The organism is Methylobacterium pseudosasicola, from assembly GCF_900114535.1.
GTDB lineage: Bacteria > Pseudomonadota > Alphaproteobacteria > Rhizobiales > Beijerinckiaceae > Methylobacterium > Methylobacterium pseudosasicola.
Genome location: NZ_FOTK01000032.1, coordinates 24,193 through 48,861, shown reverse-complemented (window position 1 = coordinate 48,861; position 24,669 = coordinate 24,193). Strand labels below are relative to the sequence as shown.

Below are 24,669 nucleotides of genomic sequence, written 5' to 3'. Positions count from 1 at the left end.
TTCCAATCCCGCGGTCGTCTTCCTGTCGCGGAGTAGTGCCTACATTTCCGCCATGGCAAAGCGCCCGATGACACTCGACTTGTTCGTCACACTCGACATCGTCGATGATGATGTCTCGGCGGTCGTGGACGCCTATCTGGCCGATCCCACGTCTCGAACCATGAAGTTCGGCGAGGGCTATCGGATCAATCCGGCGGCGGCAGTAGCCTCATATCCATTCGCTCGGACGCTGATCTCACAGCCATGGGCAGATGTCGGCCTTCGACGCGCTGCTGTGCGAGCCGCGATCCTATTGGCGGAGCCGGAGAGGATCTGAAGCTATCTGTGTCCGCACGACGGTTCCGGGCGTCGCGTCATGTGGCTGTCGCACCCGCGATGGTAGCGCCGCCGCCTACGGCGAACCTCCCAAACCCTATGCCGTCACTCAGCCCGCCCGGCGCCGCCGCGGCGGGCCTTCTTTGGCCTGCGGTCCAGAGAGCAACCCAACCTTCGAAAGCCTGAGCGTGATCGCGTCGTCGCGGAGCATGGCGTAAAAGGCCGCACGCAACTCCATGGAGACCGGCAATGACTAAGGACAAAAAAAGTACCTTCCCCGGCTCAATGCGGGACCACCAGGACGCAGTGAAGGCCGAGGCTGTGAAGGTCAGCACCAAGATCGACGAGGCGTTCGGGAAACTCGCCAAGAAGATGCGTAAGCGTGCCGACAAGGCCAAGGGAAAGATGGACGGCGCACGGAAGCCCGAGAGGCGCGCTATCCTGCTGCGACGCTTCGAGTTGTACGCGGATGCCGCTAATCATCTCGAAGAGCGTCTTCCCCGCAGCGACGACTAAAGGCTTAGATAGCCCCGAGCCCCGCCAGCCCGTGATCGGATCGAGCGGTGGGGCCAAGTCGGATCACCACAGGCACGTAGAGCGATCAAAACAACGCTGGCGTGGTGAACGAGTAATCGATTTTGATGCCGACCTGATACTGGTTCGGGCTTCCAAACGGGCGGCGCACCAGAGGGCTATCGCCGGATGCACCTAGGATGCGAGTGTAGCCAGCAAAGGCCGTGTAAGCCCAGGTTTCATTCTGCGTGTAGGTCACCGCGCCGAGCGCGCCTGCCGAGTAAAAACTTCGTGGATCATAGGGCGTGACCCGGCCGTTCAGAGCCGCTTCAGCCGGCGATACGCCGAAATACTTTCGGGCAAAGCTCGCATCGCCGATATTGAAGCGTGGTCCGATGGAGAAAAGTAGCTTTTCTGTTGGGATCAGATAGTCGGCCGCCACGGAACCGACCGTGCCGTGATGTCCGTATACGCCCTGCCGAGCCTCGACACGGGTGCGGATGAAGGAGACGGGGTAGAATTCCGCGAACACGCCGGGCTCGACCGCGAACCGCGCGTCGCGGAGCCCGAACAGGTGGCGTCGGTCGTCGCCATAGTAGCGGCCGGGCACGATGCGAGCGGTCGGGCCGATGCGAAACACCGGATCATCATAGAGGGACAGACTGAAGCCGTCGTCTGGAGCCGAGAAGCGGCGCGGCTCTCCGAGACGACGAATGTCGATGGAGGGATAGCCGACAGGCGTGTAGTTGCTGGCGCCGGGATAACGGGGCACAACCTGGAGCGAACCGCTGACAGTCACCACCCAAGTGCTTGGGTCGACTTGAGTAAAGGTTGGCACCGGACGCGGCAGAACCGCGCTCAGATCCGCCGCATGGGGCGCTGCCGTACCGCATACGGCAAAGACTGCGCCTGCGCCGAGGAAGGCAGGAAACCGCAGCGCACGATGGGGTGATGATGACATGGCCACGCTTTATGGCGCCTTTTCATCCCGCCCGCATACGCATGACGTGCAATAACCGTCCGAACGCCTCGCAATAGGATCGGCCGTGACCATTCAGCAACGTTTCGCTTTGGCCGGATTTCCGAGAGTGAGGCCGCTTGGGCCGGGGAAACCCGGTGCTCAGATCAGCATTTAAATCCGCGCGATCTGTTAACGCGAACATTTATCCACGGCGAATTAGACCACTATCAATTCGGTGTCTCAATCCAGATAAACAGCGCTGTCGCGACTACTAGCAGCGCCCCAAAAATATAGGCCGCATAAAATTCTAACCGGCTCTGGGACGTTTTTCCGAACGCAGACATGATCAGCTTTACCGCCGTAGCGATACTGGCTCCCCCGAAGAATAGGATGAGGGCGAACAGGATCCAGCCAGCAAGCGTCTGAGGCATGGATCGCTCTACTGCAGTCTGCTAAGGGCGTCCATCGGACCACGGTGCAAACGGCTGACGAGACTGTTACCGCCATCGTTTCTTCATACAGGCCAGCACATAGACGGTCCGCATGCTCCGCTCCTTATCGCTCTGGGAACGCGCACTGCCCATGCAGGCCTCCATCCCGGAGGAGAGCAAGAGGCGATCAACATCTTTCGCGGTGGCGCAGGTGAAGATCGGTTGGAAGCCTTCGAACCGGCTCACTTGCCAGAAGATGACGACGAGCAACAGTAGGCAGAACGAGCAGACCATCAGCCTGCTGTCGTAGAACCACTGCCTGCCACCGGTGGTCATGGTCGTAGGCTCGATCATCCCTTCACCGGATGCGCCATCAGGATTGCGGTGCGGACAATGTTGCGCTTGTAGGCGTCCCGGTCGGCGAGCAGCGCGTCCTGGGAGGCCTTGTGTTCGGCGACCGCCGCGACCAGGTCGAGGATCCAGCCCTTCGCCAGCGGGTATGCCTCGCTCGCGAGATCTTGGAGCACCGCATCTACCGTGGCGGTGATCTCCTCGTCTGTCACCTCAGAGACCTCGCGGAGGTCGGACACGGTCGGGTTGCTGGCCATGCCGCAGAGCTATGTCAGGGCCCCAGTCCGTCCATCTTCGTCTAGGCATACCGATGAGATCGGCGTCAGCCTGTCTGGGTTCCCAGCCAAAAGAGGTACGTTCGAGGGCGCGGAAACTGCGTAGTGGGGGTCTCACCGATGCTGCTGAGAAGCGCCTCATGCCCCGCTACTTCATCGACTTGCACGACGGGGGTGAGTTGGTTCGGGACAAGATCGGCTACGAGTTGCCCGACCTTGCAGCTGCAAAAGCCCAGGCGGTGCGGATCATGACGAGGATCGCCCAGGGCCTTACGGACCTACCTGGACGGCAGGATTACGTCGCGGCCGTCCGCGATGCCGAGGGCGCCGTGCGCCTGCGGTTGCGTGTCTCGCTGGATGCTGACCCAATCGACTGACCGAACCGGCAGGCTGGTGCAAGCAGTCGAGGTCAACCGGATCGTGTTCGAGCGTAGCGCGGGCGACCGGAACACCTCAAGCAAGGTCTGGGGCGTGCCGGTCTGGGCGTTCAAGGCGAAGACCGGTTGAGGCGGCTCCGGTTGGAACGGGCTACGAACACGGCGAGGCACCGACCGAGAACGTTGCTATTCGTCAGCCGCATGTCACCAGCATCCGTGAACAGAGCGGGTCTCGGTAAGAAATTGTTAACCACGTAGGCCCAGGATGGCCGCTGCGACCAGCTTCGGCTGAGCACCGGAAGAGCAGCACCGGGCCGTTACACGGTCGGTCCCGGGGCGGCCTCGCTGGCGCAGTCGCAGCAGGCTCGCCTCAGTCCCCCTGGGCGGGCCTTGCTCGTTCAAGTGCCTGAACCTGCCCTACGCCGCAGCGACCAGCACAGTTCCAACCCGTCCAAGGGTTGCACCTTCAGGCTGGTAAGAACGCAGGTTACGGAGGCATCGGCCTCAACGTGCTCCAGCGCCGAACGTGAGTTATCGAAAGCCGTGACGGTGTGCCCACCGGCCTCCAGCATCTCTCCCACGGAGCGCCGCACCACGCGGCTCGGATCGACTAGGACGACGTGCACGCTTGCATCTCAGGGTTGTTATCTCGATGTTGACCTACGCCACCGGCCCCTCCCAAGCGCAAGCAATGCGGTCTAAGCTACAATTATATATCGGGCAACCGATCTGCAGCGCAGCATCATCCCTTGTAACGGTAAAGTGTGTGACTTGATTTTTGGAGAGAATAGAAGTGCTGTTGCACCCTATGGTCGGTCTCGGCGCTTAAATAGAATGGCTCTTTACGGTAGATCAAGGCGCCGTATGAGTTCGGTTTCAAACCTCTCGCGTGTCATCAACATGTGGTGGACCGAACTTACCGAGGGGAGGCCTTTGCGGAGCTCAACGCCCGCCGGCCCGGACCGATCCAAGCATTGCCGGAGCGGGAAAGCTCCGCCCGAACCATAATCTTAGGACGTCAGTCATAGGCCCATGCCGCAGCGCTTAATGCGGTCGCCTCCACGGAAGCCGCAACGGGCGCAGCGTCCAGCACGGCATATCCTTGCGTGTTTGGAGCGACAGGAGGAAGAGGGACTTCAATCGCGCGTAGCGCAGTGCTAGCGCAGCACCGTGGCGTCCCCTGCCCTATCAATGACTTAGCCGTGCTCGCGCTCAGATCATAATCCTTGTGTCGGGGGTTCAAATCCCTCCCTCGCTACCACAGTACTCCCACTACCGGCCGCATCAGACCAACTCGAATCGCCGATCAGTTCGTTCAGCCGGCCGCGGATCTCGACGCCGGCCCTTGGCCCCTCGGGGTGGATGGTGACAGTCTCGATCAGCGCCTGCAGATCCACCACAGCCTGAGACCCGCCTGACTGTTTGGTCCCGGTTCTCGGCATCGACTCGGTATTCGGGCCCTGCCAGCGTTGGCGCGACGAGGGGCCGGGCGAGAGCTTGATGCTGGTGCGGCCCGCGGTCGGGCGCCTCCAGGTGATTCAGGGCGGCCGTAGCGTCGCCCGCTGCTCCCGGGACGCGCTGCTCATCACCGCCAGCCGGGGCGCCGTCTTCGACGCGCTGGGCGTCGACTGGATCGACCTCCTAGCGATCGAGAGGGAACGGCTGACCGGCCCGCTCGCCGCGCTGGAGACCGGACGGGTCGTGCGGATCGGCCACGATTATCCCGGCCTGCAGACCCTGACGATCTATGGGGCGAGCCTCTTACGGGGATTGATCCCGGTCGGCTCCTTCGGCATCGCGGAGCTCGTCCGCGCGCATCTCACCGAGCTCCTCGCTTTCACGGTGCACGAGCCGGCGCCCATGACAGCCCCGCCCGGCCCAAGCCGGCGCGAACTGCGGATCCAGGCGCTGAAGGCCGAGGTCAAGCAGCGCCTCGGCCAGCCGGACCTGAGCCTGGAGGCGGTCGCGCAGGCGCAGCAGATCTCCAGCCGGCAGGTCCAGGCGATGTTCCAGGCGGAGGGTGAGATCTTTTCGGGCTTCGTCCTCACCCGCCGCCTCGACCGGGCGATGCAGCGCCTCACCGATGTCGAGGATGCCCGGCCGGTCAGCGCCATCGCCTTCGATGTCGGGTTCGGCGACCTCTCCTACTTCAACCGAACCTTTCGCAAGCGCTTCGGCCTCACGCCCTCAGAGGTCCGCCGGTCGGGCAGAGCCGCCGAATGAACGCTTGCCAAGCTCGAAGCTTGGTCGGCCGGAACGCTCGCGTTGGCGGACGCCCCGTGCGCGGGCAGGGAGAAGCTTCTCGGAGCCTATTTGAGCGCGATCCGTCTGGTGCGTCGAGCGCCACGGCCTCGACATCCACCTCACGACCCCGGCGCAGACGCGCCGCAGGCCCCCTCAAAAGCGCAGCTGCATGCGCGCGGTCCCGGCATGCGAGAGGCGGTTGCCTCCGATTTCGCCCTGATACGCGCCGGTCACCTTGATGCCGTCGCCGAGGCTGATCAGGAAACGAAGCCCTGCAATCATCGCAGGGTCGGTGATTCGCCGGCCTTCAGATGACGGTCCTCGCCCTCGGGACCGCCGAGCGAGACATGCGAATTCAGGCGCTCGAGATGTTCGAAGATGTGCTCGAAGGCGCGCGTGACCGCCTCGTCGAAGGAGCCGTCGCGCTCGCCCTGTGAAGCTCTGAGGGCGCGGAGGAGCTCCTGATGTTTCTCTTGGTCGCTCGACATATCGTTCCTCCCGCTGATCCTATCGCCAGCGAGGGGCCAAGTACTGGTGTCGGCATCGGTTCCTGCCGCAGACCTGTGGCTAACGTTTTGCCGAGGCCGCGACGGTGTTCTTGGCGATCCAGACTGCAAGCGGGATTTCCGTGAGCGAACGCTAACCGAGGAGAAACACCTCGCACAGGTCTTCGTCGGGCCGCTTCTTGCCAACCTCGGCGATCAAGAGGTCGAGGACGACAACGACGGCGTCTGATCTCTCGGACAAGGCGAGGCCGACGGTCTGCAATTCGTCCGTCATCTGTCCCCGTCGAAGGTCGCCGGCGACACGCTTGGCAAGCTGGAGCATTTTGGCCCGTGGGGCATTCACTGGAGCGGGCATCACGGAAGCGGCCTCGTGGATGCGGCGTTGCCAATTGATCTGGCGGTTCCGAGATCGGATCAATCAATTTTGGTCCGGCGGCGCCAGCCCGAGACGAGATCATCCTCGTGAACGCCCGGTCGCCGATTCCCACCGCTCCCCAGACGGAAACGCTCACCGGCATGGTCGCGCGGGTGACTGTCCGTCATGCCGATACCGGTCCGTCAGACCCGAAGCGAGCCGATCAGATCGTCCGCTCCAGCCGCATGAGCGGGCCAAGCGCGGTTTCTACGCGCGGAACGGACCAGAGGGGCAGTTGGACCGTGAGGCCCTGATCCGATACCGGGAAGTATCAACGACGGCCGGTGGTTAACGTCCCAGCCACCGTTCGAGGCCGAGATGGTCGCGAAGCGTCAGGCCGAGGGATAGCCCCCCATGCAGCAGGTCGACGGTGACGTAGAGTTCGCACCGTACATTCACCGAAATGTCCAGGTCAGCGTACGCGCGGCAGGATCTGCTCGGCGAACCGGCGCATCTCGGCCTCGAACGGCTGGAACTGCAGCATGAACAGGTCGATGCCGGCCGCGTGGAAGGCGCGGATCCGGGCCGCCACCGTCTCGTAGCTGCCGACCAAACCGGCTGCGGTGCCGCCGTTGGTGCCGACATGGCGGCTTGCCGCCGCGTCGGTCTTGGCGAACATCACGCTCTCCGTGTCGGTCCTGGCACGAGTATTAGCGCGCAACTCGGCGTCGCGCTGCGCCAGGGCGAGGAGGCGGGCGTGCTCGGCCTGCGCCGCCGCGTCGGTCTCGCGGGCGATGACGAAGGCCGAGAGGCCGTAGCGAGGCGGGCCGTTGGCAGCCGGTCGGCGGGCCACGTCGGCGATCAGGCCGCGGACAGCCTCAAGGGGCTGGCCGTTGATGAACCAGACATCGGCGTGGTCGGCCGCCAGCGCCCGGGCCGGTTCGGATTCGCCGCCGAGATAGATTCGGGGCCGCGGCCGATAAGTGCCGGCGGGGCGAAGCTGGTACTCCTCGATCTGGAAATGCGCGCCCGAGTAGGTGACGCGCTCGCCGCGCATCAGCCGGTCCACCAGGCCGATCCATTCGCGCCCGTAGGCGTAGCGGTCGTCATGGGCTGGGAACGGCAGGCCGGCCCGCTCGAACTCGGCCCGGTTCCAGGCATTCACGAGGTTCAAGGCGAAGCGGCCGCCGCTGATATGCTCGATCTGCAGCGCCATCTTGGCGAGCACCACCGGGTGATAGAGCCCCGGCTTGATCGCCGCGATGATCTCGATCCGCGTCGTCAGTGCCGCCAGGGCTGATGCGGCGGTCCAGGCTTCGAGCTGGTCGCGGCTCGCGTCGTAGGGGTTCATCGTGTGCTGGGCGACCAGCACCGAATCGAAGCCCAAGACCTCCGCCTCGCACACAAGGGCGCGGTTGCGCTCCCAGCTCGCGTCGTCCGGCTCGTCGGGATCGTGATGGGCGGCGCGGGAGCCGTGGACGGCGGCCCAGATGCCGAAACGGGGTGCATCGGCCATCGCCTCAGCCCTTCACAGCCGGCGGCGTCCAGATCCGGACGTCGGTGGCGTCGATCCGGCGCGGGATCAGCTTGGCTTCGAGGAAGGTGTCGGCGATCGCCTGCTGCTCGCCGAGCTGCGCCCGCTCCACAGGTTCCACCTGGTAGGTCCGCCGGGCATTGGCCGCGGCCACGACGGCGGGGGGCAGGTCGCCCCAGACGGGGGTGAGCAACGCCACCGCCGCCTCCGGGTTGGCCTTCACCCACTGGCCGGCCTCGACCAGGGCTTGATAGACCGTGGCGACCACCTTGGGATGCGCGGCGACGAAGCTGTCGTTGACCAGGTAATAGCGGTGGTAGCTGGTCAGGCCAGTTCCGTTCGCGATGGCGCGCACCGGGCGCTTGGCTTCGGCGAAGGCCAGGAACGGGTCCCAGATCGACCAGGCATCCAGGCTGCCCTGCTCGAAGGCGGCTGCCCCCTCGGGTGCCTGGAGATAGGCCGGGCGGATATCGTCGAAGCTCAGCCCGGCCCGCTTCAGGGCCGCGGCCAGGACGTAATGGCTGCCGGAACCGCGCGAGACGCCCACCGTCCGCCCCTTCAGGTCACCGACCGTGCGGATCGGCGAGTCCGCGGGCACGATGATGGCTTCCGCCGCCGGCGACCCGCGCTCGCGGGCGAAGAAGGTCAGCGGCGCCCGGGCGGATTGGGTGAAGATCGGGACCGCGTCGGCTACATCGGCGTGGATGTCGACTGCCCCGGCATTCATCGGTTCGATGACGCTGGTGAACAGGTGCCAGGTCGGCGTGAACCCGAGGGGCGCCAGGCGCTCGGCTAGGGTGCCCTTCACCTTCAGGACCGTGAACAGCACCGAGGAGCGCTGCATGCTGATCTTCACGTCGCGCGCCGCCGCATGCACGGCCGGCGACGCGAAGGGCAGCGCTGCGGCGCCGAGGCCAGCCTTGAGGAGCGTCCGGCGGGACGGGGACCGTCCTGCGGGCGTGTCGTCTGTCATCGTGGTCTCCGGTCGGTGGCCGCCCATCCGCCTACATGCGGGAACCGACGATCCCCGGTTCATCGGCTCCTGGACTGGGCGACCACTATTGAAGCCCGCCCCCGGGGGATCGATCAATGAAACAGAGTTCCGAATTCAGCGCGATTCGAAGGACAGTCCTTCTTCGGCGGCGACGGAAAACAGCACAGAGCCTTTGGAGATCGGGGAATCATGCGATGTCGAGCGACGCTCGGCCGACCGAAAGGTCAGCCGATTGCCAGCTCGGGCAAAAAATCGGTCTCCGTAATGAGGCTTCATAGAAAAATCGTTCTATGAAGCCGGGGAAGTATGTACCCGCCTTTCCTTGACCCCTCTCGGCGCCGACCGTCATACAGATCGCTTCCGTGAGACCTGACGTTGTCGCGGACCGCTTGGTCCCGATCGAGGAGCATCCATAGGCTGTGTCCCACCTGCCGCCGTCCCGCAATCCCGCTGACCGACCCCTCATCCGCTTCGAGAACGTCTCGAAGACCTATCCGGCGCGGAAGGGCGCCGCGCAGGTGGCGGCGCTCTCAGGGATAGACCTCGCCGTCCCGGCCGGCACGATCCTCGGGGTGATCGGACGCTCAGGGGCGGGCAAGTCGACGCTGATCCGGCTGATCAACGGCCTGGAGCGCCCGAGCGCCGGCCGGGTCGTCGTCGGCGACGCGGAGGTGTCGAGTCTGCCGGAGCGGGAGCTGCGGAATGTGCGCGCCCAGGTCGGCATGATCTTCCAGCACTTCAACCTGCTGTCCTCGCGCAATGTGGCCGACAACGTCGCCCTGCCGCTGGAGCTGGCGGGCTGGAAACGCGCGGCGATCCGCGCCCGGGTGGCGGAACTGCTCGCCCTAGTGGGCCTGGAGGCCCAGGCCGGCCGCTACCCGGCGGAGCTATCGGGCGGCCAGAAGCAGCGCGTCGGCATCGCACGGGCGCTTGCCACCGAGCCGGACGTGCTGCTCTCCGACGAGGCCACCTCCGCCCTCGACCCCGAGACCACCCGCTCGATCCTGGCGCTCCTGAAGCGGATCAACCGAGATCTCGGCCTGACCATCGTGCTCATCACCCACGAGATGTCGGTGATCCGGGCGGTGGCGGACGAGGTGGCGGTGATCGATCACGGCGCGATCGTCGAGCGCGGCTCGGTCTATGACGTTTTCACCCGGCCGCAGGCTGAGGTCACGCGCAGCCTGCTCGCCGGCGAGGTCGGGCTCGACTTGCCGGCCGGCCTCGCGGAGCGGATTTCGTCTGATCCGCGCTCCGGCGGCGTGCCGGTGCTGCGCCTCTCGCTTCGGGGGCCGCAGGCCGATACCCCGATCCTCGCCCGGCTCGCCCGCGAGACCGGGATCGAGGCCGCGATCCTCGCCGGGGCGGTGGACGAGATCGGCGGCCGGCGTTTCGGCTCCCTCGCGGTCGGCCTGTCCCCGGGACCGGACGTCACCGCCCGAACCCAAGCCTATCTGGCCGCGCTCGACATACCGGCCGACATCCTCGGCTACCTCCCGCCGGCGCAGGACATAGTCCCAGACAGCAACACAGAGATCGAGCCCGCCGTCGCCCGGGAGGCCGCCCGTGTCGCCTGAACTCATCAACCTCCTGGTCCAGGCCACCCTCGACACGCTGACTATGGTGGCGCTCTCCGCCATCATCGGCACCTTGCTCGGCCTGCCGCTCGGGGTGTTTCTGGCGACCAGCCAGCGGGGCGAATTGCTGGCGGCGCCCGCGCTCAACGCTGCCCTCGGCGTGATCGTCAACGCCACGCGCTCGACGCCCTTCATCATCCTGGTCGTGGCGATCATCCCGTTCACCCGCCTGGTGGCTGGCACTTCCATCGGGACCTACGCCGCCAGCGTGCCGCTGACGGTGGCGGCGGCGCCCTATATTGCCCGGCTGGTGGAGTCGGCGATCCGCGAGGTCGATCAGGGCCTGGTCGAGGCCGCGCGGGCCTTCGGGGCGAGCCCGTCGCAGATCATCCGCAAGGTGCTGATCCCGGAGGCGCTGCCCGCCATCGTCATGGGGCTCACCCTCGCGGTGGTGTCGCTGATCGGCTACTCCGCCATGGCCGGCGCGGTCGGCGGCGGTGGCCTCGGCGATCTGGGCATCCGCTACGGCTACCAGCGCTTCCGGCCCGAGATGATGCTCGCTGTCGTGGTCGTGCTGATCGTCCTCGTGCAGGTGTTCCAGACCGCGGGCGAGCGCTTGGCGCGAGGCCTCAACCGGCGCCATCGCCGGAGCTGATCCCCACGCATCACCCCATAGGCTCGCAGAATCCCGGGACGACGGTCTCGGTCGAAACGATTTGCGCCGAAGCTGCCGAGATGCGTTCGGAATAGGGACGCGCTTGGTGGAAAGAAGGTGCACGGGTCGCTCAACCGCGCTTCCGTCCAGCGAGAACGTTGTTTTCTTTCTCGCGTGTCGGAAGAAGCGGCTATTCGTGCAGAGCATCGCGACGAGATTGCATTTCCAAATCGATCGACAACGGTCGTTTTTCCTGCACGCCGTCTTGAGATCGTGGCCCGACTTGGCGAATCCATTGGTCTCGCGCCGAATGCCTTCGGGGGGGGCGGCAGCGAAGGTCTGGATGGGATGCGCAAGGCGATGTCGCAAAGGGATGCGGGTTGGGGCGCTGGCCCGAGCGAGCGCTACGAGGAGTTGGCCGAACGCTTCCGGCCCGTCTTCGCCGAGATCCGCGCCACGGCAGTCGAGCGCGACCGCACGCATGGCCTGCCGCATGCCGAGATCGGCTGGCTGAAGGAGGCCGGCTTCACCACCTTGCGCCTGCCGGTCGAGGCGGGCGGCCACGGCGCCAGCCTGCCCGAGCTGTTCAACCTGCTGACCGAGCTGTCGCAGGCCGATTCCAACGTCACCAACGCCCTGCGGGCCCATTTCGGCTTCACCGAGGACGTGCTCGGCTCGACCGCGCCGGAGTGGCGCGCACGCTGGATCGCCAAGATCGCCGCCGGCGAAACGGTGGGCAGCGGGGTCTCCGAGACCGGGACCGCCAAGGTCGGCCAGTTCGACACGGTGGTGCGCCGCCGGGGCGCCGACCGGGTCGTGTCGGGCAAAAAGTTCTACACCACCGGGTCGCTCTTCGCGGACTACATTCACCTCTCAGCCGATGACGAGGACGGCACCACCATCGTGGCGGCGGTGCCGACCGGGACGCCGGGGGTCGACATCGTCGACGATTGGGACGGGTTCGGGCAGGCGCTCACCGCAAGTGGCACGATCCGGTTCGACGACGTCGTCCTGTCGCCCGACCTGATCAAGCCGGACCCGGCCCGCTTCCCCTACGCAATGGCGTTCTTCCAGCTTGTCCATCTGGCGACGCTCGCCGGGATCGGGCGCGCCGCGGCCGAGGATGTCGGGCGCCTGGTGGCTGAGCGGACCCGAATCTACAGCCACGGCAATGCCGGGCGGACCGCCGACGATCCGCAGATCCTGGCCGTGGTCGGCCGGGTGCGCGGCAACGCCTACGCGGCCGGCGCCTTGGCGCTGAAGGCGGCCGAGGCGTTGCAGCGGGTCTACGAGCTGCATCGCGATGGAGGCGGCCAGGGAACCGAGGCCGAGGCGGAGCGCGCCATCGCCCTGGCCGATGTCGAGGTCAACCAGGCAGTCACCGTGGTCACGAACCTGGTGCTGGAGGCGACCACCATCCTGTTCGACGCGCTGGGCGCCTCCGCGGTGAAGCAGGGGCTCGGCCTCGACCGCTACTGGCGCAACGCCCGCACCATCGCCTCGCACAATCCCCGGATCTACCGCGATCGGATCGTCGGCGCCTTCGCGGTGAACGGTACGGAGCCGCCGCGCCAGTATCGCGTCGGCACGGCCTGAGGGACGTAGGGATGCCCCGCCGTCACGACCGCATGCGCCTCGGAGCGTTCCTGTATCCCGGCGGCCACCACGTGGCGGCGTGGCGCCATCCGTCGTCGCAGGCCGATGCCGGGATCAACGCCGCCCATTACCGGCAGCTCGCCCGGACGGCCGAGGCCGCGAAGTTCGATCTGATTTTTCTGGCCGACGGGGTCAGCATACGCGGCGACGATCTCGACGCCCTGAGCCGCACGGCGATCCGCTATGTCGGGCAGTTCGAGCCGCTGACCCTGCTGTCGCATCTCGCGGCGGTGACCGAGCGAATCGGCCTCGTCGCCACCGCGTCGACCACCTACAACGAGCCGTTCCACGTGGCGCGCAAATTCGCCTCCCTGGACCATCTGAGCGAGGGCCGGGCCGGCTGGAACCTGGTTACCTCGGCCGACCCGCGCGAGGCCTGGAATTTCAGTCGCGAGAGCCATCTCGCCCATGCCAACCGCTACGCCCGGGCGGAGGAGTTCGTAGACGTGGTCCGCGGCCTCTGGGATTCCTACGAGGACGACGCCTTCGTGCGCGACCGCGAGGCCGGCCGGTTCTTCGACCCGGAGAAGCTGCACCTGTTGGCCCATGAGGGTGCGCATTTCTCGGTGCGCGGCCCGCTCAACGTGCCGCGCCCGCCCCAGGGGCATCCCGTGGTGGTGCAGGCCGGCTCCTCCGAGGCCGGCAAGGCGCTCGCCGCCCGCACCGCCGAGGTGATCTTCACCGCGCAGGATTCGCTGGACGATGCTGTCGCTTTCTACGCCGACGTGAAGGGCCGGATGGCCCGGCACGGCCGCGACCCGGACCATCTCAAGATCATGCCCGGCGCCTTTCCGGTGGTCGGCCGGACGGAGGAGGAGGCCCGGGAAAAGTTCGCCGCCCTGCAGGCGCTGATCCACCCGGTGGTCGGCCGCTCGCTCCTGGAACAGCTCACCGGCGCCGATCTCTCGGCCTACCCGGACGATGCGCCCATGCCGGACCTGCCCGAGACCAATGGCGGCAAAAGCCGGCAGGACCTGTTCCTGCGTCTCGCGCGCCGGGAGGGCCTGACCATCCGCGAGCTGTATCTGCGCGCCGCCGGCGCCCGGGGCCACTGGGTCTTGGTCGGCACACCAGTTCAGATCGCCGACGCGCTGCAGGAGCGCTTCGAAGCCTACGGCGCCGACGGCTTCAACATCATGCCGCCGACGCTCCCGGGCGGCCTCGACGATTTCGTGGCGCTGGTCCTTCCCGAATTACGCCGCCGCGGCTTGTTTTGGGAAGACTACGAGGGAAACACCCTGCGCGCGCATCTCGGCCTGCCGCGGCCCGGTTTCCAGCCGCGCCATCGGTCGGTGTGAGGATTCGAGACCGTACAGGACCATACTGCGGTCGTCTGGCGTGGCGGATTCCATATTGATCCACCGTTACACCTCTATTGCGATTGTGGGCATCCGAGACAGTAAATCAGATCCTTCGCAGATTCTGCCGAAGATATATCTATAGAACTGCTCTTTGGTAGAGTATAAATTCGAAGATTGCGATCCTCTCATCAAGTCTCTGTACCGACTGCTGGCGCCTGTGAGGATGTGGCTCGACCCGGGCGCCCAGCCAACGCCGTGAAGGCGATTCATTCTCGGATTCACGCTGAGCGAGCGAATATCTTTCTTTCGTCGAGAGAAAGATAAGAAAACGCTTTCGTTGACTCGGCTGTGAGTCAATTGAATATTCAAATCGTTGATCCCTCGACGGATCATTCACCGAAATTGAGGACGCATGACCTGTCCGGCCGCGAGGCCGGGCCGTTTCGTGCGTCGATTCAGCCTTGCCGCGCCATCGCGCGGCCCGGAGACTACCGATGACCGACGATCCGTCACATCCGAGACCCACAGGATCGGGCCGGATGCCCTCGCGCCGGCTCTTACTGCGGGCCGGCGCCGCCGCGATGGCCGCGCCCTTCGGCTTCGGCCTCGGCGCCAGCCAGGCCTGGGCGCCCGGGCCGGGCGCGCCGTTCGATCCCGGCCCGCTCTGCCGGCCCGCCGCGGCCGAGACCGCCTCGGGTCCGCTCCGGCCGGTCAAGCTGGCCTGGAACGCCACCGCGATCTGCACCGCCGCCGCGCCGGTCGCCAAGGAGCAGGGCATCTTCGCCAAGCACGGCCTCGACGTGGAATTTGTCAATTTCGGCGGTGCCACCGAGGCCCTGCTGGAGGCCATCGCCACCGGCAAGGCCGATGCCGGGATCGGCATGGCCCTGCGCTGGCTCAAGCCCCTGGAACAAGGTTTCGACGTCAGGATCACCGCAGGTCTGCATGGCGGCTGCCTGAGGCTGCTGGCCGACAAGTCCAAAGGCATCACCGACATCGCATTCCTCAAGGGCAAGACCATCGCGGTCAGCGATCAGGCGAGCCCGGCCAAGAACTTCTTCAGCCTGCAACTGGCCAAAGCCGGGATCGACCCCGATAGCGGCGTCGAGTGGCGGCAATACCCGGTCGATCTCCTGAATCTCGCGGTGGAGAAGGGTGAGGCGCAGGCCCTTGCCGATAGCGACCCGCGCACCTGGATCTGGCTGAAGGACCCGCGCTTCGCCGAGATCTCGACCAACCTCGCGGGGGAATATGCCGACCGCTCCTGCTGCGTGGTGGCGGTCCGCGGCAGCCTGCTCCGCAACGATCGGGCGGTCGCCGCGTCGCTCACCCGGGCGATCCTGGAGGGCGGGCACGCCGTCCACGACAATCCGGAAGCGGCCGCGAAGGCGTTCGCCGGCTACGGCGGCAAGGGCTCGATCGAAGACCTCGCCGCCATGCTGCGCAGCCAGCACCACGGCGACAGCCCGGTCGGTGGCCGGCTCAAGCAGCAACTCGCCCTCTACGGCGATGAACTGAAGCTTGTGAACGTCCTGAAGCGCTCGACCGACACGGCGAAGTTCGCCGAGCGGATCTACGCCGACGTGCTGAGCTGAGGAGCCTCATGTCCGGAAGCATCACCGCCGGCACGGCCCCGCGCAATGTCGCCGTGTCCATGCGCCTGTCCTTCCCGCACTGGCGCGTGCTCGCGGCCGGCATCGTCTGGCTCGCCCTCGGCGGCGCGACCCTGGCGCTGCCGGAGGCGGGCGATTTTCCGAGGACGGCGATCTTCGCGCAGGGCGCGGCACTTATCGGTCTGGCCCTATTGCCGCTTGGCCTGCTCGCCGCCCGGCTTGGGACTTTCGGAAGGCGGTTGCGGCACTGGAGCCCCTGGCTCGCCGCAATCGCCATCGTCCTGCTGGCCTGGGAACTCGTCACGGCGAAGTTCGACCTGCTGCCGATGCCGTTCTTCCCGCCGCCCCAGGCGATCCTGGAGGTGTTCCTGGACGATTGGCCGAAGCTCGGCGGCAGCACGCTTAACTCGCTGATCCTGCTGGCCGGTGGTTACGCCTTCGGGGCGGGGATCGGATTTGTGCTCGGCGTCGCCATCGGGACCTCCAAGGCGGTGGGCTATTGGGCGCATCCGGTGCTGCGCTTCGTCGGCCCGCTGCCCGCGACCGCGTGGCTGCCGCTGGCCTTCTTCGTTTTCCCGTCCTCGTGGTCGGCGAGCACCTTCCTGGTGGCGCTCGCCACCGGCTTTCCCGTGACGGTGCTGACCTGGTCTGGGGTGGCGGGCGTCAACAAAGCCTATTTCGACGTGGCGCGGACGCTCGGCGCCTCGCGCAGCTTCCTGATCCTGCGAGTGGCGATCCCGGCGGCGCTGCCGCACGTCTTCGTCGGCCTGTTCATGGGGCTCGGCGGCTCCTTCGCCGTGCTGGTGGTGGCCGAGATGCTCGGCGTGAAGTCCGGCCTCGGCTGGTACCTGCAATGGGCCCAAGGTTGGGCAGCCTACGCCAACATGTACGCCGCGCTGATCGTGATGGCCCTGATGTGCTCGTCGCTGATCACGCTGCTGTTCCGCCTCCGCGACCGTCTGCTCGCGTGGCAGAAGGGGCTGGTGCAATGGTAACCGCGACGCAGGAACGGCCGGCGGCCCAGGCTATCGGGGCGCGATTGAGCGTGGAGACGGTCACTCACGCCTTTGACATCCGCGGCACGCCTTTGCCGGTGCTGGATCGGGTCGGCCTCACCGTCGAGCCGGGCGGGTTCGTGGCGTTGCTCGGGCCCTCCGGCTGCGGCAAGTCCACCTTGCTGCGGCTGGTCGCCGGCCTGGAGCCGCCGGACCAAGGCCTCATCACGGTTGACGGTGATCTGGTGGAGGGGCCGGACCCGTCCCGGCTGCTCGTGTTCCAGGATCCGACCCTGTACCCGTGGCGCACCGTGCGCGGGAACGTGGCCCTGGGGCTCGAAGCCCAGGGGGTCGGCCGCGCCGCGCGGGCGGCGCGGATCGATCAGGCGCTGAGTCTCGTCGGGCTGTCCGCTTTCGCGGATGCCTACCCGCACCAGCTTTCCGGCGGCATGGCGCAGCGGGCGGCCTTGGCTCGGGCGCTGGTCAACGAGCCGCGCCTGTTGCTCCTCGACGAACCCCTGGGCAAGCTCGACGCCCTGACCCGGCTGGCCATGCAGGCCGAGATCCTGCGCCTTTGGCAGGAGAAACGCTTCACGGCGGTGCTCGTCACCCACGATGTCGAGGAGGCGTTGATCCTGGCCGAGCGCGTGATCGTGCTGGGTGACCGTCCGGCCGCGATCCGGGCCGAGCTCCCGGTCGATGCCCCCTACCCGCGTCACCGGGACGATCCCGACCTCATTCGGCTGCGCCGGACGATCCTGGAGATTCTCGGCCAGACCACCTGATCGCACGAATCCCTGCGGCGCGCGGCGTTGCGGATCCCGAGCTTCGGGCCGCGCGCCGCGAACCTGTGCGTGCACGCCTTCCCCAAAACTTCGCCCGAACTAGGTTCCGCTCATGCGCTCCTCACGCCGATCCCTCCTGGCCGCCGGCCTCGCCCTGATCTCCGCGTCCGGCCTGTTCGGATCTGTGGCTCGGGCTGAGGATCCGAAGGAGATCCGCCTGGATTGGGCGACCTACAACCCGGTGGGTCTCCTCCTGAAGGAGAAGGGGTTTCTGGAAGAAGCCCTCAAACCGAAGGGTATCCGGGTGCGCTGGGTCCAGTCGCTCGGCTCCAACAAGGCGCTCGAATTCCTGAATGCCGGCGCGATCGATATCGGCTCGGCCGCCGGTGCCGCCGCGCTGGTCGCCCGGATCAACGGCAATCCGATCAAGGCGATCTACGCCTTCTCGCGTCCCGAATGGACGGCTTTGGTCACCCGCAAGGAGACCGGGATCGCCAAGCCCGCCGACCTGAAGGGCAAGCGCGTCGCCGTCACCCGGGGCACCGACCCGCATATCTTCCTCATCCGGGCGCTCCAGGGCGCGGGCCTAACCGAGAAGGATGCGAAGCTCGTCCTGCTGCAACACCCGGACGGCCGCACCGCCCTCGACCGCGGCGATGTCGATGCCTGGGCCGGTCTCGATCCGCTGATGGCGGCGGCCGAGATCGAGAACGGCGACGTCCTGTTCTATCGCGACCCGGCGGCCAACACCTGGGGCCTGCTCGACGTACGCGAGGACTTCGCCAACGCCCATCCCGATCTGGTTCGGACGGTGATCGCCGCCTACGAGCAGGCGCGCGCCTACGCGCTCGCCAACCCGCAGGCCCTCTCGGCGGCCCTGGTCGCCGCCACCAAGTTGCCCGAGCCGGTGATCGCCCGCCAGCTGGAGCGCACCGACCTGTCCCAGCCGTCGATCGGGCCGGCGCAGGCCGAATCGATCAAGGCCGCCGGCCTCGCCCTGCAACAGGCCGGCGTGATCCCGGCTGCCACAGATGTCACCGCGGCGGTCGACGGCCTGCTCGATTCCGGCTTCAACCCCGTCGCGGCGCGTTGAGAGCCGGGGCGCTGATGCGGCAGGGCGGCCGCGTCGGTCTCGGGCTCGTCCTGCCGCTGGCTCTGGCGATCGGCTGGGAGATCGCCGTCGATAGCGGCTTGGTCTCCGGGCGCCTGCTGCCGCCGCCGAGCCGGATCGGCGCGACGCTGCTGGACCTCGCGACCTCGGGCGACCTGTTCCTGCATGTCGAGGCGACGCTGATCCGGGTCGGGCTCGGCTTCTTCTGGGGGGCTGCCGCCGGGATCCTGGCGGGTGGGCTGGTGGCCACGCTTCCGACCCTGCGCTGGCTGGTCGATCCGAGTCTGCAGGCCCTGCGGGCCGTGCCATCGCTGGCTTGGGTGCCGCTGTTCATCCTGTGGTTCGGGATCCTCGAGACGCCGAAGGTGCTGCTGATCGCCGTCGGGGTGTTCTTCCCGGTCTATGTCGGGGTCTCCGGCGCGATCGCCTCGGTGGACCGAAAGCTTATCGAGGTCGGGCGCATCTTCCGCTTGTCGCGCCTCGCCCTGGCTTGGCGGATCCTGCTGCCCGCGGTGCTGCCCGCGACCCTGGTCGGGTTGCGCACGGGGCTCGGCCTCGGCTTCCTGTTCGTCGTGGCGGCGGAGCTGATGGGCGCCTCGGAGGGCCTCGGCTACCTGCTGGTGGACGGGCAGCAATTCAGCAAGCCCGATCAGATCGTCGCCGCGATCATCACCTTCGCGCTCGCCGGCAAGCTGGCCGACATGGTCCTGGTGACGCTGACCCGGCCCTTAACGCGCTGGCAGGATACCGCCCGGGAGAGCCTGTGACCGGCGCGCCCCATCGATGCAACCGCTCACGCAAGACACGCCCGTGCTCATCGTAGACGATCTCTCGAAGACCTACGCGGACGGCACGCAGGCGCTGGCCGGGATCACCCTGTCGGTGCGGCCGGGCGAGATCGTCGCGCTCATCGGCGGGTCGGGCTGCGGAAAGACGACCCTGCTGCGGCTGATCGCGGGCCTCGACCAGGCGAGCCGCGGGCGCGTGCAGGTCGACGGCGAGACGATCCGTGAGCCGCATCCGAATGTCGGCGTCGTCTTCCAGGAGGCGCGGCTCTTGCCCTGGCTGGATGTGGCGGGCAATGTCGGCTTCGGCCTCGCCGGGCTCGCCCGATCCGAGCGCCGGGCGCGGGTCGCCCGGGCGCTGGAGCGGATCGGTCTGACCGAGCATAGCGGCCGCTGGCCGCGAGAGCTCTCGGGCGGGCAGCAGCAGCGCGTGGCTATCGCCCGGGCGTTCGTGACCAACCCCCGCGTGCTGCTCCTGGACGAGCCGTTCTCGGCGTTGGACGCCTTCACCCGCAGGGATCTGCACGATCAGCTCCTGAGCCTGTGGGGCGAGACGAAGCCGACGATCCTGCTCGTCACCCACGATGTCGGCGAGGCGGTGACGCTGGCCGACCGGGTGGTGGTGATGCGCCCGCGGCCGGGGCGGCTCGACGAGACCATCGATATCGGGCTCGCCCGCCCACGTGACCCCGTCGCGGCGCATCATGAAGGGGCGGTGCGCCGGGTGATGGCCGCCCTCGACCGTTCCCTGCGGCCGGCCGCAACCCATCAGACGCTCGCCCCCGAGACCCGTGCCGCGTGGTGGTAGGTTCTCTTCCTGAACCCCTCGCCCTGAACCCCTCGCCCTGAACCCCTCGCCCTGGATCACACGATGCCCGCCTCCCGCCGAAGCCTGATCGCCGGTCTCGCCGCCGCCGCGCTCCTCGCACCGCAGCGCGCCGCCCGGGCGGTCGCGACCCTCCGCATTGGCTACCAGCGTTCCTCGACGCTGATCGCGCTGCTGCGCCAGAACGGCAATCTGGAGCGGGCCCTGGCGCCGCTCGGCACCGGGCTGTCGTGGCACGAATTCACCAGCGGGCTTCCAATCATGGAAGCGCTCAATGCGGGGCAGATCGACGTCTCCGCCGACGTGGCCGACACCGTCCCGATCTTCGCCCAGGCTGCCGGCGCCCGGATCAGCTACATCGCCCAGGAAGCCCCCTCCCCGGACGCGCAGGCGATCCTGGTGCCCGAGGCCTCGGCCGCCAAGACGGTTGCGGACCTTCGCGGAAAGCGGGTCGCCGTCACCAAGGGCGCCGGAAGCCACTACCTGCTGCTGGCGGCCCTCACGGAGGCCGGCCTGACCTTCAAGGACATCGTTCCGGCCTACCTGACCCCCGCCGATGGCCGGGCAGCCCTCACCAGCGGCGGGGTCGAGGCCTGGGTCGCCTGGGATCCGTTCCTGTCCGCCGCGCAGCAGCAATCGGGCGCGCGGGTCCTGCGCGACGGCGCCGGGCTCTCGCTGTACAAGCGGTACTATCTGGCGGCCGATCCGTATGTGGCTGCCAACGGCCCGGTGCTCGCCGCGTTGTTCGGCCAGCTTGCCGAGACCGGCGCCTGGGTGAAGGCGCAGCCCGGTGAGGCGGCGGCGCTTCTCGCGCCCCTCTGGAAGATCGAGCCCGACGTGATCCTGCGGGCGAATGCGCGCCGCAGCTACCGGGTTGAGCCGGTCACGCGGGCCGGCCTGTCCGAGCAGCAAAAGATCGCCGACGCATTCAAGGCCGAGGGGCTTCTGCCCCGCCCCGTGGACGCCTCCGCCCTCGGCATCTGGGAGCCGCCGGCGCGTTGAATCCCTAACGCATCGTGCCGGAACCGGAATTGGCGCGATGCGCCAGCTTCTTGATTCGCATCGTCTTTTCCCGAAAGCCGGTAACCCCTTTTCGGGACGATGCCCTAACCGCGGGGCACGCCCAAGACCTTCCGGCTCTCCTCGGCCAGCACCGCGTGACGCACCGCTTCCGGCCCGACGGTGGGCGTCTCCTGAGCGGCCTTCGCGATGAGTGCCTTGAAGCGCTTCTTGTCCCAGGACCGAGAGCGCAGGCTTTTCCGTACAGCCTCGAGCACGACCTGCACGGCGAGCGAGCGCTGCCGCTCCCGCAGGAGTTCCGCGGCCAGCAGCGGATCGCGGAACTGGGCCGCGCCGAGGGGCACGACGAGGACGGCGTTCTCGGCCAGTGCCGGCTCGTCCTCGACGGTCGTCATCCCATCGTCGGGCGTCTTTCGCCGGTTGAGGATTTTCGTCGCCTCCTTGAGCAGGATGTGGTGCTGGATGGGGGCCAACGCATTCGCCGGAACGTCCTGACCCGCCAGCGCGATCTGCTGCCGGAAGCGGCGGCGGTCGAGGCCGAACCGGCCGAGGCTGGCCTGCACGGACGAGAGAACCTTGCGCAGGGCTTGCGCGCGGTACTCGGCCTTCAGGAGCTGGTCACGGAGAAGGCCCGCCGACTCGCTCAGCGGTCCGTCCGGCATTTGGCGCGCCTGCTCGGCGAGTTCGACGATCACGCGTTGCATGAGGGCGGTGCGTTCACGCCGGGCATCGTCGGGGGCCAAGCGCAGCGCGCCCTTGCGAAGCCAAGCGAAGAATTCCGTCGCGTGCTGCTCCTGAAGCTCCTCCACCTGCAGGTCCAAGTAGCCGAGCAGCGATAATTCCAGGATCATCAGGCTGAAGCTTGACGGCACGAACACCCAGGCATGCGCATCGGTATAATCCGGACGCGTCACGGCGGCGTGCCATTGCGGTGCGTCAGTCACTGGATTGGCCGGCTCGGCCACCTGGATGTCGCTTGCGGCCCAAGCCCCGACCCCTCCCGGCTTCAGCGCCATGTTCAGGGCGTAGTCGATATGCGTCCGCAGCGTGTGCCGGTCGCGTCGCTCCAGGAAGGCCGTGACCGCGTCGGCGGTGGCGGAGAGCGGGCGGTAGAAGTCGAAGCACTTGCGCTTGTCCGGGACCGCCAGGATCACGACGCCATCCGGCTTAAGCAACGTCTCCGCGGCGCGCAGGAAGGTGACGATGTCGGTGGTGTGCTCGATGACGTGGCTGGCGATGAAGGCGTCGAACGTCCCATGCTGATCGCTCGGGACCGCGTCGGCCAGGGAACCGCCGGTCCAGACGATGTCCACCGCCTCGATCCGGTCGATCGTCTGGTCGTGGTATTTCTCAAGCAGCTCCTCACGCGAGGCGTGATCGACCACGATCGTGTTCCAACCGTCGCGCTTCGGGGCAAGGGGATTAAAGCTTGGGCCGATCTCGATGATCCGCGCGTCTTTGCTCAGGGATCGCAGAAGTTGCTGCGCTCGCTCCATGTCCAAGCTTAGCTCCTAATTAGCGTCCCGCCGCGTACGATGGCTTCGGATTATCAAACTGCCGTCGCGAAGGAAAATGTCTGGTGGAGAAAAGACCGCTCGCTGTGGTCACCATGGCGTTCAACGAAAAAGCGATGTTGCCGCTCTGGTTGAGGCACTATGAACGGCAGGTCGGGGCCGAGAACTGCTACGTTCTCGATCACGGCTCCGACGATGGCTCGACTGTCGGGATCAAAGCGAACCTGATCCGGCTACCGAGAACGCCCCTGGACGAATGGGAGCGCGTGAACACGATCCGCGACTTCTGTGCTTCGTTGTTCATCGGTTTCAAGGGCGTGCTCTTCGCCGATACCGATGAGCTGGTCGTCGTCGATCCGGATGTGGCGCCGTCGCTGTCCCAATACGTTGCGGCGCGCGAAATACCGCCGATCCTCGACCTGTTCGGTGCGGATGTGCGCCATGTCGAGGGTGAGCCGCCGATCGATCTTCAACGCCTGATATCGCTGCAGCGAGGCTATGTCCGCCCCCTATCGACCCTCTGCAAGGCGACGCTGATCTCGAAACGGACGGACTGGCATATCGGCTTTCACTGCGTGGTCCACGATCACCGGCCGAAATTCGACGACCTCTTCCTGTTTCACCTGGCCCATTGTGACAACGACATCTTGTTCGAGCGTCAGAAGAAGCGGAATTCCGCCCCGCCGGTTGGGATCCCGGACTCGCATCACGCCATCGCGCCGATGGCGTTCCGGGATCATATGAAGTCGGACATTGCCGGACTTGTGCGGAGACGCGTCCAGTTGCGTCGTGGCGACGATCTGTTCGAGACGACGAAGCGGATCTTCGCCGACGCAATTGAGCGCAAGAGTTGGGCACAGGCGGCGGATCTGTGGCAGCTGCCGGACCGCTTCGTCGGATTGTTCTGATGGACCGGGGTACCGGCCCGATCGGACGCTTCGGTTTCACGGCATCGCCGAGAAATTGACGGCTGGTCGGGAGATGCGTAGCAGCATGGCCGACGCGAACCTTTGCAACGGCAGGTCGCCCCGGCCCGCGTCTCTTAATCCATCGAAGCTGCGCCGGAGGGACTGCATTTCTGACCTCGGCGTTCAGGACGAGCTTCACCCGACAGACCTCTGGTCCGAGCGCGTGGCGGATCTCGCCCATGCGGCCCTGATCGACGAGCTCGAAACCTGGCCGAAGCCCGGCCTCGTCAGCCCGGTCGATTCGGGTAGCCATCACGACATGGATGCCGGCACCCTGCGCCGCAGCGCGGCGGCGATCCGGCCGTATTTCGCCGACCTCGTCGCTGCGGGCGCGAGAGGCGCCGAGATGGATGAACTCCGGGCGATCGGCCTGCGGGCCGAGGCGGCGATGCTGGCGGCGACCGGCGGCGTCAACGCCCATCGCGGCGCCATCTTCTCGCTTGGGCTGATCTGTGCCGGCGCGGGCGCGGCCGGGGCTGCACCCGCTGCGGCCGAGGAACGGGCCGAGGCCGTCGGCCGCCTGTGGGGCGCCGCCATCGCCCGGGCGCCGGCCTCGGCGGATAGTCATGGTGGCCGGGCCACGCGCCGCTACGGCGTCGGGGGCGCCAGCGCGGAAGCCGCTGCCGGCTTTCCGACCGTCCGGGCCGTGGGCCTGCCGGCCTTGCGCCTCGGCCGGGCTCGCGCACCGGACGATCCCGAGGCCGCCCGGGTGCAGTGCTTCTTCGCGTTGCTGGCTGTCGTGGACGACACCAACCTGCTCCATCGCGGCGGCGCGGACGGGCTGGACCGGGCGCAGGCCGCCGCGGCGGGCTTCCTCGAGGCCGGCGGGATCGCGGCGCCGGATTGGCAGGACCGTGCTATCGCGATCCATCGCAATTTCGTGGCAGCGCGCCTGAGCCCGGGCGGTTGTGCCGACCTGCTCGCCACAACCCTGCTCCTCGATGCGCTGTCCAAAGCCGCGTGACGCGTGCTGCACCGTTCGGCCGCATGGGAACAAGCGCGGCCGC

At 67.1% G+C, this 24,669-nt stretch carries 28 protein-coding genes; 17 read left to right on the top strand and 11 right to left on the bottom strand.

Going from position 1 to position 24,669, the window contains the following annotated elements; genetic code table 11:
* Positions 1-67: 67 nt before the first annotated feature.
* Together BM228_RS24625 and BM228_RS24620 are read left to right on the top strand one after the other, a co-directional pair.
* On the top strand, positions 68-316 hold the full coding sequence (locus BM228_RS24625; RefSeq protein WP_139234180.1) for a hypothetical protein: 249 nt from the start codon (positions 68-70) through the stop codon (positions 314-316).
* Between the two features lie 248 nt (positions 317-564).
* Positions 565-831, top strand: a complete 267-nt coding sequence (locus tag BM228_RS24620; protein WP_092044724.1) for a hypothetical protein — start codon at positions 565-567, stop codon at positions 829-831.
* 85 nt (positions 832-916) lie between these two features.
* Here the strand turns inward: BM228_RS24620 and BM228_RS24615 are convergent, their stop codons facing one another.
* From BM228_RS24615 to BM228_RS24600, 4 genes are all read right to left on the bottom strand, one after another.
* Positions 917-1,795: a MipA/OmpV family protein gene (locus BM228_RS24615; RefSeq protein ID WP_092044723.1), complete on the bottom strand. Its 879-nt coding sequence runs from the start codon at positions 1,793-1,795 to the stop codon at positions 917-919.
* 221 nt (positions 1,796-2,016) lie between these two features.
* A complete protein-coding gene (locus BM228_RS24610) occupies positions 2,017-2,220 on the bottom strand; it encodes a hypothetical protein (RefSeq protein ID WP_092044721.1) in 204 nt (67 codons plus the stop codon).
* A 66-nt stretch (positions 2,221-2,286) separates the two neighbouring features.
* Complete coding sequence (locus tag BM228_RS24605) at positions 2,287-2,574, bottom strand: hypothetical protein (protein ID WP_092044720.1); 288 nt, start codon at positions 2,572-2,574, stop codon at positions 2,287-2,289.
* A complete protein-coding gene (locus BM228_RS24600) occupies positions 2,571-2,810 on the bottom strand; it encodes a hypothetical protein (RefSeq protein ID WP_342030180.1) in 240 nt (79 codons plus the stop codon). Before BM228_RS24600 ends, BM228_RS24605 begins: the two co-directional genes overlap by 4 nt.
* 176 nt (positions 2,811-2,986) lie before the next feature.
* Here BM228_RS24600 and BM228_RS24595 point away from each other — a divergent pair, with 176 nt between their 5' ends.
* Positions 2,987-3,223: a DUF6894 family protein gene (locus tag BM228_RS24595; protein ID WP_092044717.1), complete on the top strand. Its 237-nt coding sequence runs from the start codon at positions 2,987-2,989 to the stop codon at positions 3,221-3,223.
* Between the two features lie 398 nt (positions 3,224-3,621).
* Here the strand turns inward: BM228_RS24595 and BM228_RS36130 are convergent, their stop codons facing one another.
* A complete protein-coding gene (locus tag BM228_RS36130; protein WP_092044715.1) occupies positions 3,622-3,849 on the bottom strand; it encodes a response regulator in 228 nt (75 codons plus the stop codon).
* Between the two features lie 874 nt (positions 3,850-4,723).
* Between BM228_RS36130 and BM228_RS24585 the strand changes: the two genes are divergently transcribed.
* A complete protein-coding gene (locus tag BM228_RS24585; protein WP_139234179.1) occupies positions 4,724-5,446 on the top strand; it encodes a helix-turn-helix transcriptional regulator in 723 nt (240 codons plus the stop codon).
* Positions 5,447-5,620: 174 nt separating this feature from the next.
* On the opposite strand, the gene BM228_RS35895 is transcribed toward BM228_RS24585, so the two are convergent.
* From BM228_RS35895 to BM228_RS24565, 5 genes are all read right to left on the bottom strand, one after another.
* Positions 5,621-5,749, bottom strand: a complete 129-nt coding sequence (locus tag BM228_RS35895) for a hypothetical protein (RefSeq protein ID WP_280142349.1) — start codon at positions 5,747-5,749, stop codon at positions 5,621-5,623.
* A complete protein-coding gene (locus BM228_RS24580) occupies positions 5,746-5,955 on the bottom strand; it encodes a hypothetical protein (protein WP_092044712.1) in 210 nt (69 codons plus the stop codon). Before BM228_RS24580 ends, BM228_RS35895 begins: the two co-directional genes overlap by 4 nt.
* Before the next feature lie 151 nt (positions 5,956-6,106).
* On the bottom strand, positions 6,107-6,295 hold the full coding sequence (locus BM228_RS24575) for a hypothetical protein (RefSeq protein ID WP_092044711.1): 189 nt from the start codon (positions 6,293-6,295) through the stop codon (positions 6,107-6,109).
* Positions 6,296-6,800: 505 nt separating this feature from the next.
* Entirely contained in the window at positions 6,801-7,844 is a 1,044-nt protein-coding gene (locus BM228_RS24570; protein ID WP_092044709.1) for an LLM class flavin-dependent oxidoreductase, read from the bottom strand.
* Between the two features lie 4 nt (positions 7,845-7,848).
* On the bottom strand, positions 7,849-8,835 hold the full coding sequence (locus BM228_RS24565) for an aliphatic sulfonate ABC transporter substrate-binding protein (RefSeq protein WP_092044763.1): 987 nt from the start codon (positions 8,833-8,835) through the stop codon (positions 7,849-7,851).
* A 440-nt stretch (positions 8,836-9,275) separates the two neighbouring features.
* On the opposite strand from BM228_RS24565, the gene BM228_RS24560 reads away from it, so the two are divergent.
* From BM228_RS24560 to BM228_RS24510, 11 genes are all read left to right on the top strand, one after another.
* Complete coding sequence (locus BM228_RS24560; protein WP_244537296.1) at positions 9,276-10,433, top strand: methionine ABC transporter ATP-binding protein; 1,158 nt, start codon at positions 9,276-9,278, stop codon at positions 10,431-10,433.
* Positions 10,423-11,088, top strand: coding sequence for a methionine ABC transporter permease (locus BM228_RS24555; protein ID WP_092044708.1), 666 nt, complete (start codon positions 10,423-10,425; stop codon positions 11,086-11,088). The genes BM228_RS24560 and BM228_RS24555 overlap by 11 nt, the downstream gene beginning before the upstream one ends.
* 360 nt (positions 11,089-11,448) lie before the next feature.
* Positions 11,449-12,684, top strand: coding sequence for an acyl-CoA dehydrogenase family protein (locus tag BM228_RS24550; protein ID WP_092044761.1), 1,236 nt, complete (start codon positions 11,449-11,451; stop codon positions 12,682-12,684).
* An 11-nt stretch (positions 12,685-12,695) separates the two neighbouring features.
* Positions 12,696-14,042 (top strand): LLM class flavin-dependent oxidoreductase, encoded by a 1,347-nt coding sequence (locus BM228_RS24545; protein WP_092044706.1) that lies wholly within the window; start codon positions 12,696-12,698, stop codon positions 14,040-14,042.
* Between the two features lie 497 nt (positions 14,043-14,539).
* Positions 14,540-15,640 (top strand): ABC transporter substrate-binding protein, encoded by a 1,101-nt coding sequence (locus BM228_RS24540; RefSeq protein WP_092044705.1) that lies wholly within the window; start codon positions 14,540-14,542, stop codon positions 15,638-15,640.
* Between the two features lie 59 nt (positions 15,641-15,699).
* Complete coding sequence (locus BM228_RS24535; RefSeq protein ID WP_244537297.1) at positions 15,700-16,653, top strand: ABC transporter permease; 954 nt, start codon at positions 15,700-15,702, stop codon at positions 16,651-16,653.
* Positions 16,647-17,438 carry an ABC transporter ATP-binding protein gene (locus tag BM228_RS24530; RefSeq protein ID WP_092044702.1) on the top strand — a complete coding sequence of 264 codons (792 nt, stop codon included), beginning with the start codon at positions 16,647-16,649 and terminating at the stop codon, positions 17,436-17,438. The genes BM228_RS24535 and BM228_RS24530 overlap by 7 nt, the downstream gene beginning before the upstream one ends.
* 112 nt (positions 17,439-17,550) lie before the next feature.
* The gene (locus BM228_RS24525; protein WP_092044700.1) at positions 17,551-18,531 is read left to right on the top strand and encodes an aliphatic sulfonate ABC transporter substrate-binding protein; all 981 of its coding nucleotides are present in this window, start codon (positions 17,551-17,553) and stop codon (positions 18,529-18,531) included.
* 14 nt (positions 18,532-18,545) lie between these two features.
* Positions 18,546-19,316 carry an ABC transporter permease gene (locus BM228_RS24520; RefSeq protein ID WP_092044699.1) on the top strand — a complete coding sequence of 257 codons (771 nt, stop codon included), beginning with the start codon at positions 18,546-18,548 and terminating at the stop codon, positions 19,314-19,316.
* Positions 19,317-19,359: 43 nt separating this feature from the next.
* Positions 19,360-20,142 carry an ABC transporter ATP-binding protein gene (locus tag BM228_RS24515; RefSeq protein WP_092044760.1) on the top strand — a complete coding sequence of 261 codons (783 nt, stop codon included), beginning with the start codon at positions 19,360-19,362 and terminating at the stop codon, positions 20,140-20,142.
* 63 nt (positions 20,143-20,205) lie between these two features.
* Positions 20,206-21,162, top strand: a complete 957-nt coding sequence (locus tag BM228_RS24510) for an aliphatic sulfonate ABC transporter substrate-binding protein (protein WP_092044697.1) — start codon at positions 20,206-20,208, stop codon at positions 21,160-21,162.
* Positions 21,163-21,266: 104 nt separating this feature from the next.
* Here BM228_RS24510 and BM228_RS24505 read toward each other — a convergent pair whose 3' ends face one another.
* Entirely contained in the window at positions 21,267-22,676 is a 1,410-nt protein-coding gene (locus BM228_RS24505; RefSeq protein ID WP_092044696.1) for a class I SAM-dependent methyltransferase, read from the bottom strand.
* 83 nt (positions 22,677-22,759) lie between these two features.
* Here BM228_RS24505 and BM228_RS24500 point away from each other — a divergent pair, with 83 nt between their 5' ends.
* Together BM228_RS24500 and mdcB are read left to right on the top strand one after the other, a co-directional pair.
* Positions 22,760-23,602, top strand: a complete 843-nt coding sequence (locus BM228_RS24500) for a glycosyltransferase family 2 protein (RefSeq protein ID WP_092044694.1) — start codon at positions 22,760-22,762, stop codon at positions 23,600-23,602.
* A 223-nt stretch (positions 23,603-23,825) separates the two neighbouring features.
* Positions 23,826-24,626: a triphosphoribosyl-dephospho-CoA synthase MdcB gene (gene mdcB, locus BM228_RS24495; protein ID WP_425284989.1), complete on the top strand. Its 801-nt coding sequence runs from the start codon at positions 23,826-23,828 to the stop codon at positions 24,624-24,626.
* Positions 24,627-24,669 lie beyond the last annotated feature (43 nt).

Bases quoted from the DNA above. Each gene is read 5' to 3' on its own strand.
- BM228_RS24580 (WP_092044712.1), bottom strand. From the start codon at position 5,955: ATGTCGAGCGACCAAGAGAAACATCAGGAGCTCCTCCGCGCCCTCAGA.
- BM228_RS24510 (WP_092044697.1), top strand. From the start codon at position 20,206: ATGCCCGCCTCCCGCCGAAGCCTGATCGCCGGTCTCGCCGCCGCCGCG.
- BM228_RS24520 (WP_092044699.1), top strand. From the start codon at position 18,546: ATGCGGCAGGGCGGCCGCGTCGGTCTCGGGCTCGTCCTGCCGCTGGCT.
- BM228_RS24550 (WP_092044761.1), top strand. From the start codon at position 11,449: ATGTCGCAAAGGGATGCGGGTTGGGGCGCTGGCCCGAGCGAGCGCTAC.
- BM228_RS24585 (WP_139234179.1), top strand. From the start codon at position 4,724: ATGCTGGTGCGGCCCGCGGTCGGGCGCCTCCAGGTGATTCAGGGCGGC.
- BM228_RS24605 (WP_092044720.1), bottom strand. From the start codon at position 2,574: ATGATCGAGCCTACGACCATGACCACCGGTGGCAGGCAGTGGTTCTAC.
- BM228_RS24530 (WP_092044702.1), top strand. From the start codon at position 16,647: ATGGTAACCGCGACGCAGGAACGGCCGGCGGCCCAGGCTATCGGGGCG.
- BM228_RS24595 (WP_092044717.1), top strand. From the start codon at position 2,987: ATGCCCCGCTACTTCATCGACTTGCACGACGGGGGTGAGTTGGTTCGG.
- BM228_RS35895 (WP_280142349.1), bottom strand. From the start codon at position 5,749: ATGATTGCAGGGCTTCGTTTCCTGATCAGCCTCGGCGACGGCATCAAG.
- BM228_RS24525 (WP_092044700.1), top strand. From the start codon at position 17,551: ATGCGCTCCTCACGCCGATCCCTCCTGGCCGCCGGCCTCGCCCTGATC.
- BM228_RS24535 (WP_244537297.1), top strand. From the start codon at position 15,700: ATGCGCCTGTCCTTCCCGCACTGGCGCGTGCTCGCGGCCGGCATCGTC.
- BM228_RS24570 (WP_092044709.1), bottom strand. From the start codon at position 7,844: ATGGCCGATGCACCCCGTTTCGGCATCTGGGCCGCCGTCCACGGCTCC.
- BM228_RS24565 (WP_092044763.1), bottom strand. From the start codon at position 8,835: ATGACAGACGACACGCCCGCAGGACGGTCCCCGTCCCGCCGGACGCTC.
- BM228_RS24505 (WP_092044696.1), bottom strand. From the start codon at position 22,676: ATGGAGCGAGCGCAGCAACTTCTGCGATCCCTGAGCAAAGACGCGCGG.
- BM228_RS24620 (WP_092044724.1), top strand. From the start codon at position 565: ATGACTAAGGACAAAAAAAGTACCTTCCCCGGCTCAATGCGGGACCAC.
- BM228_RS24540 (WP_092044705.1), top strand. From the start codon at position 14,540: ATGACCGACGATCCGTCACATCCGAGACCCACAGGATCGGGCCGGATG.
- BM228_RS24575 (WP_092044711.1), bottom strand. From the start codon at position 6,295: ATGCTCCAGCTTGCCAAGCGTGTCGCCGGCGACCTTCGACGGGGACAG.
- BM228_RS24610 (WP_092044721.1), bottom strand. From the start codon at position 2,220: ATGCCTCAGACGCTTGCTGGCTGGATCCTGTTCGCCCTCATCCTATTC.
- BM228_RS24625 (WP_139234180.1), top strand. From the start codon at position 68: ATGACACTCGACTTGTTCGTCACACTCGACATCGTCGATGATGATGTC.
- BM228_RS24545 (WP_092044706.1), top strand. From the start codon at position 12,696: ATGCCCCGCCGTCACGACCGCATGCGCCTCGGAGCGTTCCTGTATCCC.